The sequence below is a fragment of the Janthinobacterium sp. SUN211 genome (assembly GCF_030587315.1).
GTDB classification, from domain to species: domain Bacteria; phylum Pseudomonadota; class Gammaproteobacteria; order Burkholderiales; family Burkholderiaceae_D; genus Janthinobacterium; species Janthinobacterium kumbetense.
In genome coordinates this window covers 73,860-87,685 of record NZ_JAPWIC010000007.1, presented here as the reverse complement: position 1 = coordinate 87,685, position 13,826 = coordinate 73,860, and the positions used below count along the sequence as shown (strand labels likewise).

Below are 13,826 nucleotides of genomic sequence, written 5' to 3'. Positions count from 1 at the left end.
ATGTCCCTGGTCACACCTCGCAATACATGTCATGGAAACTATTGCTCAAAAACACATTTTATATCTTTCTGGATATGTTATTTTGATATTGTATGGACAGGTTTTCCAGCCATGCGCGTGGACGCCGGTCGCGCATGGTGATGCCTGCGGCAAGAGCTGGAAGGCGTTTTGTATTATGCTGGCACAGCCGTTCCCCCGATGCCGCCTGACTTCGAAAGACGACCATGCCTGCCCAACGCCCGCTCCAGCTTGCCATAGCCTATGGCGTCACCTTGTGCGTATTCCTGGCCATCGATGCCCTATGGCTGGCGGTGCTGATGAAGCCGGTGTACGCCGCAGCGCTGGGGCCGCTGCTGGCGGAGTCTCCCCGCTGGGCGCCGGCGACGCTGTTTTATCTGCTGTACGTTGCGGGATTGCTGGTTTTCGCCATTTTGCCGGGCTTGCGTGCGCGCCGCGGGCGCACGGCGGCAGTGCTGGGCGCGCTGCTGGGCCTGCTGGCCTACGGCACCTATGATTTGAGCAACTATGCGACCTTGCGCGACTGGCCTCTGGCCTTGACGGCGATCGACATGGCCTGGGGCGCCGTGCTGTCGTCCGTGTCGGCGACGGCCGGCTACCTGGCAGCTAGCCGGCTGGGGCGGTGAATTCCGCATCGAAGCGCAGCGCCAGCACGGTAATGTTGTCGCTATGCAAGCCTTTGGGAGGATGCGAGAGGAAGTCGTCGAACAGGGCGCTGACGGCTTGTGCCGCAGTCTTGCCGGCGCACAAGGCGGGCCAGCGGGCCGTAAGGGCCAACGGGTCCTCGCAGGCCCAGAAGCCGTCGCTGGCCAGCAGATAGTGGGCGCCGGGGCGCACGCGCAGCACGCGGCGGTCGCCCAGGTGCGCGAGGAAGGGCGGCAAGATGGCCGCATCGAGGCCGCGCAAGGGCTTGTCGAGCTGCAAGCTGTCGCCGATGGCGTTGCCTAAAATGAATGCCTGCGAGATTTGCGGGTGGTGTTCGCCGTGCACGGCGGCCCGCCAGCGCGCCTCGTCGAGCGCGCCGCGCATGGCGTACACGGTGGCCGGCACGTGGTCCACGGTGAGGATATTGGCAGCCCCGTCGGCAATTTCATACAGGCGCGAATCGCCTACGTGATACAGCAGCGGCGCTTCGCCGGGCGGCACTTCCAGCAGGGTCAGGGTAGTGCCGGGCGGACGCGCCTGGGCCGGCGCGGCCTGGGCGAAACTGTCCTGCAGCCGCGTGTGCAGCGCGTCGAGCCTGGCCGCCAGGCTGGCCGTGTCAAGGCAGGCGGGCATGGCCAGCAAGCCTTGCACGGCCGCTTCCGCCGCTTCGCGCCCGTGGCCGTGGCCGCCCATGCCGTCGAGCACGGCTGCGCGCACATGGCCGCGCGGCCAGCCCGGCACCTGGCAGTGGAACGGCGTCTGCCGCGACAGGCAGACGGCGTGGCCGCTGGCATCGATCAGCAGGAAGTTGTCCTGGTTTTCGCGGCGCGGCAGGGGGCCGGCGCCCACGCTGGTGCCGGCGGCGGCGTCGAGCCAGGGGCCGAAATCAAGTCCGTCTTTGATTAAATGCATCGGTTGGTGCGGTCCAGGCGGCCAGCAATGTTGATCATAGGACACAGCTTAGCCGATATTGTGCAGGGGCGATACCTTGCCTTTCACGCAAAAAAAACCTGCGGCAGCAGGCTGGCGCAGGTTTTTCATGGGGCAAGTGCAGGGCGCTGCTTAACGGCGATGGCCCCAGCCACGGCCATGGTCATGGTAGTCTCCGCGGTCATAGTAGTCGCGGCGGCCATGGTCGCGGTAGTAGCCGCGGCCCGGTTGCACGTAGACGACAGCCGGCGGGCCGTAGTAGCGCGGTGGCGGTGCGTAATACACGGGCTGCGGGGCAGGGGCGTAGTACACGGGCTGCGGCGCCGGCGCATAATAGGTTTCGCGGTAACCGCCGCGATAGCCGCCACGGTCGTAATAACGGTCATTCGTGCTGATGCTGTTGCCGACGGCCGCGCCCAGCACGCCACCGACGATCGCGCCATTGCGGCCGCCGGTGCTGTTGCCAATGGCCGCTCCGACAACGGCGCCTGCAACGGTATTGAAGTCGCGGTCACCGGCGACTGCGGCCGAAGACACAGCCACTGCCGCTACCATTACCGCACCCAGGAGTTTCTTGTTCAACATGGCATTTCCTTCCATTCCGGCGAGATCACAATGATCTGCATGGACTGGACTATATCTGCTGTCGCAACCGTGTTCCATGTCTAATACAACTTATTACAATCCTGCCCCGGCCGTAACAAGTCAGCGCAGGCGCGCCTGCCATTCGGGACGCAGCAGGCTGTACATTTTGACATCGCGCATCACGCCGTTGATAAAGAAGGCCTGGCGCAGCAAGCCTTCCTGGGTAAAGCCGTTCTTTTGCGCAATGCGCTCGGAACCGATGTTCAGCGGGTCCATCAGCAGCTCCAGCCGGTGATACGGATAGGCGTTGAACAGGTAGTCAACCAGCAGGCGCGTCGCTTCGCTGATGTAACCGCGTCCGTCCCGTTGCCGGTCGAACAGGCGGTAGCCGATCTCGCGCGAGGCTGGCGTGCGGCTCTTGAAGTGCGTGATCGTGCCGATGATATGCTGGGAATGGTCTTCGATGAGGAACAATTCGCTGTCCTCGGTCACGAAGCCCGATTGCAGGAAGTCGCGCCGCATGGCCTCGGGCGACTTGAATTGCATCGAGAAAAACTCGCCGCGCGAGGGCAGGTCGTTGACGAGGGAAATATAGGTATTCAGGTCGGCGGCCTGCAAATGCCGGACGGTACAGAGTGTTCCCTTGAGCATGGCGGTTTCCGGTAGCGATCACGATTCTGATGGTAATCGACTATGGGGGGCGAGGCAATCGATCCCGTAAAAGTTGCTGCAATGACAGAATAAATACGCTATCGTAGAAAAAGTCGCGCCTTGCCCATGGCCACGGCGTACCCGCTTCGACCTCGTTGACTGGATTTGAACACATGCATAGCATCTTGACTGGCGCGCCACTGCGCCGTTCCGCCGTATCCCTTGCCCTCGGCTGCATCGTCAGCGCTGGCGCCTTTGCCGCCGCGCCGGGCAATGCGCCGCAAGCGCTGGCGCAGGTGCGCGACACCGCGCTGCAGAGCGACTGGGCGTACGCCCGCCTGGCCGACATGACGGATCTGATCGGCCCGCGCCTGTCCGGGTCCGCCGGCGCGGCCGCCGCCGTGCAGCAGGTGGCCGACACCATGCGCCGGCTGGGCGCCACCGTCACCTTGCAGCCCGTGAAAGTGCCGCACTGGGTGCGCGGCGTGGAAACGGCGGAAATCGTCGATTACGCGGGGCGTCCGCAAGGCGTGTCGCAGCGCGTGGTGCTCACGGCCCTGGGCGGCTCCGGCGCCACGCCGGCCGCCGGCCTGACGGCGCCCGTGATCATCGTCAGGAGCCTGGATGAACTCAAGGCGCGCGCGTCGGAAGTGAAGGGCGCCATCGTCCTGATCGACACGCCGTTCGACCAGGAGATGGCCGAGCGCGGCCTGGCCGGCGTCACCTATGGCCAGGGTTCGCGCGCGCGCTTCCTCGGGCCGAAGGCGGCGGCCGACCTGGGCGCGGCTGCCGCGCTGGTGCGCTCGGTGGGCGGCGCCGATTTCCGCATCCCGCACGCGGGCGCCACGGGACTCGATGACAACAAGCGCATTCCCGCCGCCGCCGTCACCGTGGAAGACGCCTTGCTGATGGGCCGCCTGGCCGCGCGCGGCCCCCTGAAAATGCACCTGACCCTGACGCCGCAAAACCTGCCGGAAGCGGACAGCTACAACGTCATCGCCGATTGGCCGGGCACGGACAAGGCCGACGAAGTGGTGGTGGTTTCGGGCCACCTCGATTCCTGGGACCTGGCGACGGGCGCGCACGACGACGGCGCCGGCGTGGTGGCAGCCATGGGCGTGGTGGAAACCCTGAAAAAGCTCGACTACCGTCCGCGCCGCACCATCCGCGTAATCGCCTGGATGAACGAGGAAAATGGCGGGCGCGGCGGCCAGGCCTACTTCGAGGCCCACAAGCAGGCGCTCGGCAAGCAGTACGCGGCCATCGAGATGGATAGCGGCGCCGGCCGCCCGTTCGGCATCCTCGCCAGCGTGGGGCCGAAGTCGGAAAAACTGTTCGCGCCCCTGCGCGCGGCCCTGTTGCCGATGGGCGCGCACGCCTTCACGCGCCGCGACGCGCTGGGCACGGGCGACTTGCACCGCCTGGAAACGGGCGGCGTACCGAGTTTCGAGCCGCTGGTGGACAGCCACAGTTACTTCCACTACCACCACACGGCGGCCGACACGCTGGACAAGGTCGACCCGGAAAACCTGAAGCGCAACGTGGCGCTGATGTCGTCGCTGGCCTGGTTCCTGGCCAATATCGACGGCGAGATCGGCCGCGCGCCGGAGCAGGCCGAGTAAGCGCCAGTGCTGGCGCCGGCAACTTGGCGCCACCAATGCATGCCAAGGTATAAACACCATGTCGCTACCCGATCTGAACCTGTTGATCACCCTCGATGTCCTGCTGGCCGAAGGCAGCGTCACGCGCGCGGCGCGGCGCTTGCGTTTGAGTCCATCGGCCATGAGCCGCGCCCTGGCGCGCCTGCGCGAGACGACGGGCGATCCGCTGCTGGTGCGCGCCGGGCGTGAACTGGTGCCCACGCCGCGCGCGCTGGAGCTGCGCGCAAAAGTGGGCCCCCTGCTGGGCGAAGTGCTGGCCGTGCTGGGACCGGCGCAGCAGCTGGATCCGCGCCAGCTGGCGCAAACGTTTACGCTGCGTTCGAGCGACGGTTTCGTGGAAAATTTCGGCCCGGCGCTGCTCGCGCATATCGGCGCGCAAGCGCCAGGCGTGCGTCTGCGTTTCGTGCAAAAGCTCGACCGCGAAAGCGTGCAGTTGCGCGAGGGCAGCATCGACCTGGAAACGGGCGTGATCGGCAGCCTCACCAGCCCGGAAGTGCGCACGCGCAGGCTGTTCGGCGACCGTTTCGTGGGCGTGGTGCGCAGCGGCCATCCGCTGGCGCAGGGCGACATCAGCGCCGAGCGCTATGCGGCCGGCCGGCATGTGCTGGTGGCGCGGCGCGACCAGGAGACGGGACCGATGGACGACGCGCTGGCCGCGCTGGGATTGCAGCGCACGATCGCCAGCATCGTCGGCGGCTTCACGGCGGCGCTGGCGCTGGCCGCCGGCTCCGACCTGATCGCCACCGTGCCGGAACGGCATACGGGCAATCTGCGCGCCGGCATGTTCAGCTTTGCGCTGCCGCTGCGCATGCCCGACCTGACCGTGTCGCTGATGTGGCATCCGCGCATGGATGCCGACCCTGCCCACCGCTGGCTGCGCGGCTGCGTGGTCGACGCTTGCGCGGCCCGGATCAACGCCGGCTGACGCCGCCGGCGCGCCAGCTCAGGGCCAGCAGCAGCCGGACAGGGTGGCGCTGCAGGCCAGGGCCAGCAGCAACAGAGGGACAGGCAGGGATGGGATTGCACGGGTGCGTATCATGCGGGGTCTCCAGTTTTGCTCAGGGTGTGGCCAAGCACGAAAATGACCAGCGCGGCGAGTATCAGCGCGCTGGCCACGCCAAAGGTGGCGTGCATGCCGCCGATCATGGCGGCTGGCCGGGCGCTGGCGATATCGCCGGCGCCGGCCGCGAAGACGGCGCCCATCACGGAGGCGCCCGTGACGAGTCCCAGATTGCGCGACAGATTGAGCATGCCGGAAATGACGCCGCGCTGCTCGGCAACGATATCGCCCATGACGGCCGTATTGTTGGCTGCCTGGAACAGCGCATAGCTGGCCGTGAGCAGCATGATGGGCGCGACGTAGCCGGGAATGCCCAGGCTGGCGGGCAGCAGGGCCAGCGCCAGGCAGGCGGCCGCCGCGCCGCACAGGCCCGCGCCGCCCATGCGCTGCGCGCCGTAGCGGTCCACCAGCCAGCCGGACGGCACGCCGCAGAACGCCGCCACCAGCGGCCCCGCCGCCAGCACCATGCCGGTAACGGCCGTGCCTAAACCCAGGCCGCGTGCCAGGTAGAAGGGGCCGACTACCAGGGTGGACATCATCACCGTCGCGACCAGCATGCTGGTCGCCAGGCCGGCGCTGAGCATGGGCGCGCGCAGCATGGCCAGGCGTATCAGCGGCGCCGGCGCCTTCAGCTCGACCCGGACGAACAGGATGGCGCCGACGCAGGCGGCCAGCAGCAGCGCCGCGTTGCGTACGCCGAACTGGCCGCGGCCCAGGGTCATGGCCAGCGCATAGGCGGCCAGGGTCAGCGCCAGCAGCACGGTGCCGCGGTGGTCGAAGACGGGCCGTTTGGCGTGCGCGTCGCGCTGGTCCGCCGGCAGGCAGCGCCAGGCCAGCAGCAGCGCCAGGCCGGCCAATGGCACGTTGACGAGGAAAATGGCTTGCCAGCCGAAGCGCGCGATCAGCAGGCCGCCCAGCGCGGGGCCTAGCGTGGTACCGACGGCGGACATGGTGCCGAGCAGGCCCATGGCGCTGCCCGTCCTGGCCTTGGGGACGGTGCTGCCGACCATGGCCATGGTCAGCGCCATCATGACGGACGCGCCCAGGCCTTGCAGGGCGCGCGCGGCAACCAGCAGCCACAAGGTGGGCGCCAGCGCGCACAGGATGGAAGCTAGGGCAAACAGCGCGATGCCGGCCAGCAGCAGGCGGCGCCGGCCGACCATGTCGCCGAGGCGCCCCACGCTGACGATCAGGGCGGTGATGGCCAGCAGATAGGCGAGCACGATCCATTGCACATCCTGGAACGGTGCCTGCAGGGCCCTGGCCATGTCGGGCAGGCCGACGTTGGCGATGCTGGTGCCCAGCGCGGGCAGCAGCATCGCCAGGGACAGGCTGGCCAGCGCGCCGCGCACGGGCATCGTGGCGTTGCCGGCCTGGGCCGCCTGCTGGCTGGGTGGAGCGGGTTTTGACGGTGCATGCATGGCGTGGCTGATCCTCGAATGGGGTCATTACATGGTATCGAGGGATATGGCATGGCGGAAGGCGCATCATTTGCATTATGTTGTTGCGTTTGACGCCATGTATGCGGCGCGGCCGGGCCGCCGGGAAGGTCGCTGCGCGCCGGCGGCCAGTACTTGGACTTTATTTCGAGTAACCCTGCAAACTGTCCGCCGTGTCATGCCGGATGCCCCACCACGGCAAATACGCATTGTTTTCGCCGCGCGCGCGGAACCACGGCTTGTCGTGGGCGATGGGCCGCACTGTCGCTGGCGGCCAGACCAGCACGCCCGTGACGCCGTCAGGATCGCTGGTGCCCGCCACCAGCACGGGCTTGCCGACGTGGTTCGCATGGGCGATACCCAGGGCGACATTGGTCAGTGCCGTACCGGCGCCCATTTCGCCCAGCAGGGCCGGCGTATTGAAGGTCTGCGGCAGGAAGTCGAATCCCGGTACTTCCAGGGTCAGCGCTTGCGCCAGCTGGCCCAGACGGTCGGATGACGAGGGCAGGTTCTTGCTGGCGTCGTGGATGACGTAGCCGATGTCTTCTTCCGTCTTGCCGCCATGGCGCGCCGCCTCGGCAAACACGGCCTGCCACGCTTGCACGGCGCGCGGCGGCTTGTCCTTGCCCGCTTCAAAATCGGCCACCTTGCGCGTGGCCGGATAGCCTATCCACGCCAGCGCCGCGCGCTCCGTCTTGTAATCGGGGCCGGCCAGCACCAGCAGCACCAGGTTTTCATTGATCTGCATGGTCTTCGGCCGGCTCGGCGCATCCCAGTTCATCACCCACACGGTTTCCTTCGGATGCGCTTCCAGGTAGGCCAGCGCGGCTTTCAGTGAGGTAAAACCCGCGTTGTTGCCGCCCAGGGTGATGCGCACGTCGGGTGGGGTGGCGCGGGTCCAGAGGGTGGGAAAATTGACAGTGCCGATGCTGAAGGTGTCGATAATACGTTCGCGTGTAGTGTTTCTTGCCTCTTCTGGGTCCAACTTGCCCGCAGGCAGGGCATATTCGACGCGGATGCCTGCCAGTTCGCGCCAGTTCTGTTTTTGATCTTTGGGATAGACTCGATAAAAGTAGGTGGGGCTGGAGTAGTAAATATCATGAAATAGGCTGGTTAATTTCCGCACATATTTATAGTGATAGCCCTTGAACGTTTCCGTGCTATCGAGATCGTGGGCAATGGGGGCGACGGCCTGCAAGGTGCTGAAGCCCCTGGGATCCGTCCTGACCATATCGTCATTCTTGTTGGGTTTGGCCAGGCCAAGCGTCCAGAGCAGTTGCCACTCGGTGGGATAGTCGCGTCGTTGCAGAGGGTTGAGCCACTGCAGGCCCACGACCTGTGCCCGGAAGGGAGCTTGGACAGTGGTTTTTGGGAGGCCGTCTTCTTTCTGCGCCGGCTTCATGGCGCAGGCCGTCAATAGCGCAAACATGGAGAAGGCGGCGAGCGTGGGCAGCGCGAGGAACTGTTTCATGAAGTCTCCAGGTGAATGGACATGCTGGTGATCGGCATAGCCCGACCAGATGGACCAACATGTCAGGAAAATGACGCAGAGAAACGTGGCGAAGGCCCGGGCCAGTCGCTGGCGCGGCGTGGCAATGAACTTATGCACCGTCAGTCCTCAGCGCAAAGTTGCTGGAAGTGCTGGCGGGCTTGGCGTTCTGGCGCTCGTCTATGATGCCTCTCGGCTTTCTGGCAGGGCTGTCTTTGTCATTTGCCCACGTAAATAGAGGGACAGTTTTAAATGTGCCATTGTCGTAGTATTCAAAGAATTCTCCAGACTCGAAAGAGGCGCCTTTCAATAGGCTCCAATCCGCCGCAACCCTTAATTCGCGCAAATCCTCCTGCCTGATCGTGCACACCCCCACCGCCACGTCATACGCCAGCGCTTTTTCCGCATGCTCGGGATTGGTCATGATGGTCGAGTGATCGGTGGCGTGGGTGTCGATATTGGCGGCCAGGTAGTTCTGGATTTCCTGCTTGCGCCAGGCATTGAATTCCGTGGAAGCCTCTTCCGGCTGGTCCACCGCCGTCACAGGCTTGCCATTTTCGGCCCAGCCGTCGCGCCTGGCCTGCATGCGCAGCATGCCGTTCTGTTCGTAGCGCAGCGCTGCCTCGGTGTGCACATCGCCCTTGCCCTGGGAACGGTAAGGCGCATACGCGTCATCGGCGTCGGCGGCGCGTTCCTTGTGCAGGGAGTCAGCCGGGGCATCGCAGTCTTCGTCAAATGCTTCGCCGATGTCGGCAAAACGCTTTGAATGCGGCAGGAAGGGCACGGGCAGCTTGGGCGCCTTCATCGGCAGCCGCCAGACCTTGGGCGGCAGGGCGTTGATGCGCGTGCCGGCCGTCTTGGCGAGAATGATGACGATGGGCGCGAACAAGAAGGTCAGTATCTTGCGGCCGATGCCTTTGCTGGCCCGCATGCCCTTTTCGATCGAGTACTCGGCGACCAGTGAGCGCGGGTGCCAGAAATCGAGGCTGTCCGGCGTCAAGGGCTGGCCATTGCGTTGCCAGATATCGTAATCCTGTTCATTTTCCTGGCCGACGAGGTGGTTTTGCGCAAACACGCGCTGGGTGAAGACGCCGTCGCCGCTCGTATCGGCAATTTCCTGCGCCGACATGCCGCGCCAGCCTATGCCTTGCACCGGTGTGGCGGAAATCACCTGGTCGTGCGGATTGAAATACAAGGTGACCCTGCCATAGGTGGAGCCATGCAAGCCGTGGTCTGCGCGGTCGAACGCGGCCGTATAGCTGTCCTTGCGTTCAGGCTTGCGATTGGCGCTGCACTCGTCGACCAAGGCGGCATCCTGCTGCATTGCCGAGCGAGTGCGCAGGATGTTGAAAAACGCTTTCAAGGTTTGCGTGCGCGCCGCGTATTTTTGCCGGCCCGTGTTGCCATGTTCGTCCGTCAAATGGCCGCTGACCCAGTTTTCCGTGAAGTTGCTGTCGAGCAAACTGTAGGGCGGATTGCACAGCACATAGCTGTCGGCTACGGCGGACGGCCCCAGGGTTTCGCCGAGAAAGGCGGCCGCCATGGCCACCATATTGCCCTGGCTATGGCAAACGATGGTGACGGGCGCGTCGTGCTGGCATGCCCTGATCGATTGCACGAGACGCGCCAGGCGCCAGGCGGCAAACACGAAATACGGGCGTGGCGGGCAGGCATACACTTGCCGGTCATTCGTCGGGTTCATGTGCTGGATATGCATCCACAGGAACAGTTCCTCGGACAAGCCCTGGCCCCACAGATCGGGTAGGGCACTGCAGCCGTTGGCGAACGGTCCGCCGCCCCAGTAATTCTTTTCGTTGAGATAGATGCCATCGCCAAACGCCTGCAACTCCTTGCCATTGGCCTTGTAGCCCCAGCGGAAGCGGATCACGGGCGAATTGGCATCGTCCGCCTGCAGGAAGGTGGTGGCGTTGCGCTTGGGATTGAGGAAGCCGTCATCCGTCAATTCGCGCGCGTAGGTGGCGGCTTGCATCTGTCCGGCCGCCGGGCCCGGGATCGCCAGATCCTCGTCGCGGCGCTTCAGACGCGCATTCAGGCCGGCGCACAGCCCTTGTTCGGCTTGCTCATACCATTCGCCATCGGAATTGACGCCATGCACGAAGATGACGATGCCGGGACGGGGCAGGCGCGTGACGGCCTGGAGCAGCGCATGGCTGAACAAGGTCGTGCCTTCGGCTTCGGCGAGCAGGATGCAATTGCCAGCTAGCGTAGGGTCGGGCGACATGCGGGCGCTCCGTCAACGTGAAAGATGAAAAGCGGCGCCCAAGCGAACTCAGGCAATCTGCACTGTATGCGGATTGCCTGAGGTGGGACTTGCGTGGTGTCAAGAAAGGAAGCGCGGCGGGCGGGGAATGTCGGGGGAATCAGATCGCGTTCAGCGGTATTTTGAGGTAGCGCACGCCATTGTCTTCCGGCTCGGGCAGCTTGCCCGCGTTGATGTTGACCTGGATGGCGGGCAAGATCAATGTCGGCATGTCCAGGGTGGCGTCGCGGCTCGTGCGCATGGCCACGAATTGTTCTTCCGTGATGCCGTCGCGCAAGTGGATGTTGCCGGCGCGCTGTTCGGCCACCGTCACTTCCCAGCGCGGCGCGCGGCCGTTGGGCGGGTAGTCGTGGCACATGAACAGCCGGGTCTGCGGCGGCAGCGACAGCAGGCGCTGCGCGGAGCGGTACAGCAGCGCAGCGGAGCCGCCGGGAAAGTCGCAGCGGGCCGAGCCCACATCCGGCATGAACAGGGTGTCGCCGACAAACACGGCGTCGCCGATCTGGTACGCCAGGTCGGCCGGCGTGTGGCCGGGCACGTGCAGCGCGCGCACTTCCAATGCGCCGATATGGAATACCTGGTCGGGCGCGAACAGCTGGTCGAACTGCGAGCCGTCGGCCTTGGCCGCATCCTGGTGGTAGACGGCGGCGAAGGCTTGCTGCACCGTCTGGATGGCGGCGCCGATGGCCACGTCGCCGCCCAGCTGCTGCTGCAGGTAGGGCGCGGCGGACAGGTGATCCGCATGCGCATGGGTTTCCAGCAGCCAGCGGCACTGCAAGCCGTGTTCGCGCACGAAGGCGATCACCTTGTCGGCCGAAGCGGTGGAGGTGCGGCCCGCCTTGGGATCGTAGTCGAGCACGGAATCGATGATGGCGCAGTCCCGCCCGTCGGCCTCATACACGATATAGGTGACGGTGGCGGTGGCGGGGTCGAAGAAAGCTTGGATTTGTGGAGTCATCACGGCGGCAAGGGACGGACAGGGAATGGCATTATATCGCCAGAGTTCGCTAAAAAAATGCTGTAAATTCACATTTAACATGCGGAAAACAGATAAGGGGGCAGGCATGCGGCCGTCACAGCCGTGCGCACCCCGGCGCTTGCAGCATGGTAACCTCATTCTTCCAAGGAGGAATTCATGAACGATATCACTGCACGCAGCGAACAGTACCGCGGTTTTACGATTTCCGTGACCCCGCAAAAGGATAACGACGATTTATGGGATTTTACCTACCGCCTGCAGCGCGAAGGCGAGCCGGAAGCGCAGGCGATCACGCGCAGCCGCACCCTGGGCGGCTACGCGGCCCCCGAAACGGCTTGCACGGCGGGCTTGCAAGTGGCCAGGACGGAAGTCGATAATCTGCTGCGCCCTTGAGCCAGCGTAAATCGTTTAGCCCGAAAGTGAGCCTGACTACGGCTGGCGCGTGAAACACGTCGCTGCCAGCCGCGCTTCATGCTACGATTTCCACTATTGAGTCAGTCACGAAGGAGGCACCCATGGATAGCAGTTCTAAAATTCACTATAAAGGCTGGGAAATCGTTCCCTTGGCCGTGCCCACCACCGACGGCAAATGGTCGGCCAGTTGCGACATCGAGCGCGCCACGGCCGAAGGCCTGGAAGTATTCGAAGGCTCGACCATGCAATTCGTGCGCGACGACGAGGAGGGCGCCATTGCCGCCGCCTGCGAAGAAGCCGTGCGCCAGATCGACAACATCATCGCCAACCCGCTGGTGCGGCTGGCCTAGTTCTCTACTCTTTCAGTCATCGTGTTCCCGCAGCCGGCATCCGCCGGCTGTTTTTTTTGCGCGCTACCGGCGGCGCGTGTGCCTGCCCCCATCTTTTCAGCCAGCGCTGTTGCATGTTTCAATGTTATGTTTCAAAATGAAATTTTGAAACAATAATGAAACATCGTACGGGGCAAACGTGACATCGTTGTTCCCTGGCGTGACAGCCCCGGAGCAGCGCTGGCTGGCCCCTTGTCGCCTGTTTTCACTCTGCCGTCACGTGTTTTTCGCCAGGCCGCGCCGGCCTGGCACGGCATTTGCAATACTGATGTTCATAGCCACTCCGTGAAACATTCGGGACCATCCGAAACCCATAAGGTGAACACATGACTCAATACTCCGCAGGTGCCGCATTCCGCAAGGCCGTCCAGGAAGAATCCCCGTTGCAAGTCGTCGGCGCCATCAACGCCAACCACGCCTTGCTGGCCAAGCGCGCCGGCTATAAAGCCATCTACCTGTCCGGCGGCGGCGTCGCGGCAGGCTCGCTGGGCTTGCCCGACCTGGGTATTTCCAGCCTGGACGACGTGCTGACCGACATCCGCCGCATCACCGACGTGTGCGACCTGCCGCTGCTGGTCGACGCCGACACGGGCTTCGGTTCTTCCGCCTTCAACGTGGCGCGCACGGTGAAATCGATGATCAAGTTCGGCGCGGCCGGCCTGCACATCGAAGACCAGGTGGGCGCCAAGCGCTGCGGTCACCGTCCGGGCAAGGAAATCGTGAGCAAGGAAGAAATGGTCGACCGCATCAAGGCGGCCGTCGATGCGCGCACGGACCCGAACTTCGTCATCATGGCGCGCACCGATGCGCTGGCGGTCGATGGCCTGGAAGCGGCGCTGGAACGCGCCGTCGCCTGCGTCGAAGCGGGTGCCGACATGATCTTCCCGGAAGCCATCACGGACCTGGACATGTACGCTACGTTCGCCAAGGCCGTCAACGTGCCGATCCTGGCCAACATCACGGAATTCGGTTCCACGCCGCTGTTCACCCTGGACGAACTGCGCAGCGCCCACGTGGGCCTGGCGCTATATCCGCTGTCGGCCTTCCGCGCCATGAACAAGGCGGCGGAAAACGTCTATCAGGCGCTGCGCCGCGACGGCACGCAAAAGAACGTCGTCGACACCATGCAGACGCGCATGGAGCTGTATGAATCGATCAATTACCACGATTTCGAGCAAAAGCTCGATGCACTGTTCGCCGCGCAAAAGAAATAAGTAAAGAAAAGTAAAGAAGCAGGGGCCGCATGCAGGCCCCGCAGTGATGCAACCGAGACTAGTCAATTTTT

Annotated in this window: 13 protein-coding genes; 6 read left to right on the top strand and 7 right to left on the bottom strand. The window is 64.4% G+C overall.

Annotation, left to right across the window (positions count from 1 at the left end; all coding sequences use genetic code 11):
- Window positions 1-224 precede the first annotated feature (224 nt).
- Window positions 225-644, top strand: a complete 420-nt coding sequence (locus O3301_RS22195) for a DUF2177 family protein (RefSeq protein WP_305057517.1) — start codon at window positions 225-227, stop codon at window positions 642-644.
- Here the strand turns inward: O3301_RS22195 and O3301_RS22190 are convergent.
- The 3 genes from O3301_RS22190 to O3301_RS22180 all read right to left on the bottom strand — a co-directional run bounded on the left by O3301_RS22190 (window position 625) and on the right by O3301_RS22180 (window position 2,829).
- Entirely contained in the window at window positions 625-1,575 is a 951-nt protein-coding gene (locus O3301_RS22190) for a PP2C family serine/threonine-protein phosphatase (RefSeq protein WP_305057516.1), read from the bottom strand. The two genes, O3301_RS22195 and O3301_RS22190, sit on opposite strands and share 20 nt — an antisense overlap.
- Window positions 1,576-1,725: 150 nt before the next feature.
- The gene (locus O3301_RS22185; protein ID WP_099667421.1) at window positions 1,726-2,178 is read right to left on the bottom strand and encodes a glycine zipper domain-containing protein; all 453 of its coding nucleotides are present in this window, start codon (window positions 2,176-2,178) and stop codon (window positions 1,726-1,728) included.
- A gap of 120 nt (window positions 2,179-2,298) precedes the next feature.
- Window positions 2,299-2,829, bottom strand: a complete 531-nt coding sequence (locus O3301_RS22180) for a GNAT family N-acetyltransferase (RefSeq protein ID WP_305057515.1) — start codon at window positions 2,827-2,829, stop codon at window positions 2,299-2,301.
- A 173-nt stretch (window positions 2,830-3,002) separates the two neighbouring features.
- On the opposite strand from O3301_RS22180, the gene O3301_RS22175 reads away from it, so the two are divergent.
- Both O3301_RS22175 and O3301_RS22170 read left to right on the top strand, forming a co-directional pair.
- Entirely contained in the window at window positions 3,003-4,451 is a 1,449-nt protein-coding gene (locus O3301_RS22175) for a M20/M25/M40 family metallo-hydrolase (RefSeq protein ID WP_305057514.1), read from the top strand.
- Between the two features lie 58 nt (window positions 4,452-4,509).
- The gene (locus O3301_RS22170) at window positions 4,510-5,415 is read left to right on the top strand and encodes a LysR family transcriptional regulator (protein WP_305057513.1); all 906 of its coding nucleotides are present in this window, start codon (window positions 4,510-4,512) and stop codon (window positions 5,413-5,415) included.
- 110 nt (window positions 5,416-5,525) lie between these two features.
- On the opposite strand, the gene O3301_RS22165 is transcribed toward O3301_RS22170, so the two are convergent.
- From O3301_RS22165 to O3301_RS22150, 4 genes are all read right to left on the bottom strand, one after another.
- Window positions 5,526-6,971, bottom strand: coding sequence for an MFS transporter (locus O3301_RS22165; RefSeq protein ID WP_305057512.1), 1,446 nt, complete (start codon window positions 6,969-6,971; stop codon window positions 5,526-5,528).
- 160 nt (window positions 6,972-7,131) lie between these two features.
- The gene (locus tag O3301_RS22160) at window positions 7,132-8,460 is read right to left on the bottom strand and encodes a virulence factor (RefSeq protein ID WP_305057511.1); all 1,329 of its coding nucleotides are present in this window, start codon (window positions 8,458-8,460) and stop codon (window positions 7,132-7,134) included.
- 130 nt (window positions 8,461-8,590) lie between these two features.
- Window positions 8,591-10,720, bottom strand: a complete 2,130-nt coding sequence (locus tag O3301_RS22155; protein WP_305057510.1) for a DUF3274 domain-containing protein — start codon at window positions 10,718-10,720, stop codon at window positions 8,591-8,593.
- Between the two features lie 139 nt (window positions 10,721-10,859).
- Window positions 10,860-11,717, bottom strand: coding sequence for an MBL fold metallo-hydrolase (locus tag O3301_RS22150; protein WP_305057509.1), 858 nt, complete (start codon window positions 11,715-11,717; stop codon window positions 10,860-10,862).
- Between the two features lie 177 nt (window positions 11,718-11,894).
- Between O3301_RS22150 and O3301_RS22145 the strand changes: the two genes are divergently transcribed.
- The 3 genes from O3301_RS22145 to prpB all read left to right on the top strand — a co-directional run bounded on the left by O3301_RS22145 (window position 11,895) and on the right by prpB (window position 13,755).
- Window positions 11,895-12,131 carry a hypothetical protein gene (locus O3301_RS22145; protein WP_099667425.1) on the top strand — a complete coding sequence of 79 codons (237 nt, stop codon included), beginning with the start codon at window positions 11,895-11,897 and terminating at the stop codon, window positions 12,129-12,131.
- 122 nt (window positions 12,132-12,253) lie between these two features.
- On the top strand, window positions 12,254-12,502 hold the full coding sequence (locus O3301_RS22140; protein WP_034783948.1) for a hypothetical protein: 249 nt from the start codon (window positions 12,254-12,256) through the stop codon (window positions 12,500-12,502).
- 365 nt (window positions 12,503-12,867) lie between these two features.
- Complete coding sequence (prpB, locus tag O3301_RS22135; protein WP_034783951.1) at window positions 12,868-13,755, top strand: methylisocitrate lyase; 888 nt, start codon at window positions 12,868-12,870, stop codon at window positions 13,753-13,755.
- The last annotated feature ends 71 nt before the right edge of the window (window positions 13,756-13,826 follow it).

Excerpts from the sequence above, each read along its gene's own strand:
- O3301_RS22195 (WP_305057517.1), top strand. The coding sequence starts at position 225 with ATGCCTGCCCAACGCCCGCTCCAGCTTGCCATAGCCTATGGCGTCACC.
- O3301_RS22190 (WP_305057516.1), bottom strand. The coding sequence starts at position 1,575 with ATGCATTTAATCAAAGACGGACTTGATTTCGGCCCCTGGCTCGACGCC.
- O3301_RS22185 (WP_099667421.1), bottom strand. The coding sequence starts at position 2,178 with ATGTTGAACAAGAAACTCCTGGGTGCGGTAATGGTAGCGGCAGTGGCT.
- O3301_RS22180 (WP_305057515.1), bottom strand. The coding sequence starts at position 2,829 with ATGCTCAAGGGAACACTCTGTACCGTCCGGCATTTGCAGGCCGCCGAC.
- O3301_RS22175 (WP_305057514.1), top strand. The coding sequence starts at position 3,003 with ATGCATAGCATCTTGACTGGCGCGCCACTGCGCCGTTCCGCCGTATCC.
- O3301_RS22170 (WP_305057513.1), top strand. The coding sequence starts at position 4,510 with ATGTCGCTACCCGATCTGAACCTGTTGATCACCCTCGATGTCCTGCTG.
- O3301_RS22165 (WP_305057512.1), bottom strand. The coding sequence starts at position 6,971 with ATGCATGCACCGTCAAAACCCGCTCCACCCAGCCAGCAGGCGGCCCAG.
- O3301_RS22160 (WP_305057511.1), bottom strand. The coding sequence starts at position 8,460 with ATGAAACAGTTCCTCGCGCTGCCCACGCTCGCCGCCTTCTCCATGTTT.
- O3301_RS22155 (WP_305057510.1), bottom strand. The coding sequence starts at position 10,720 with ATGTCGCCCGACCCTACGCTAGCTGGCAATTGCATCCTGCTCGCCGAA.
- O3301_RS22150 (WP_305057509.1), bottom strand. The coding sequence starts at position 11,717 with ATGACTCCACAAATCCAAGCTTTCTTCGACCCCGCCACCGCCACCGTC.
- O3301_RS22145 (WP_099667425.1), top strand. The coding sequence starts at position 11,895 with ATGAACGATATCACTGCACGCAGCGAACAGTACCGCGGTTTTACGATT.
- O3301_RS22140 (WP_034783948.1), top strand. The coding sequence starts at position 12,254 with ATGGATAGCAGTTCTAAAATTCACTATAAAGGCTGGGAAATCGTTCCC.
- prpB (WP_034783951.1), top strand. The coding sequence starts at position 12,868 with ATGACTCAATACTCCGCAGGTGCCGCATTCCGCAAGGCCGTCCAGGAA.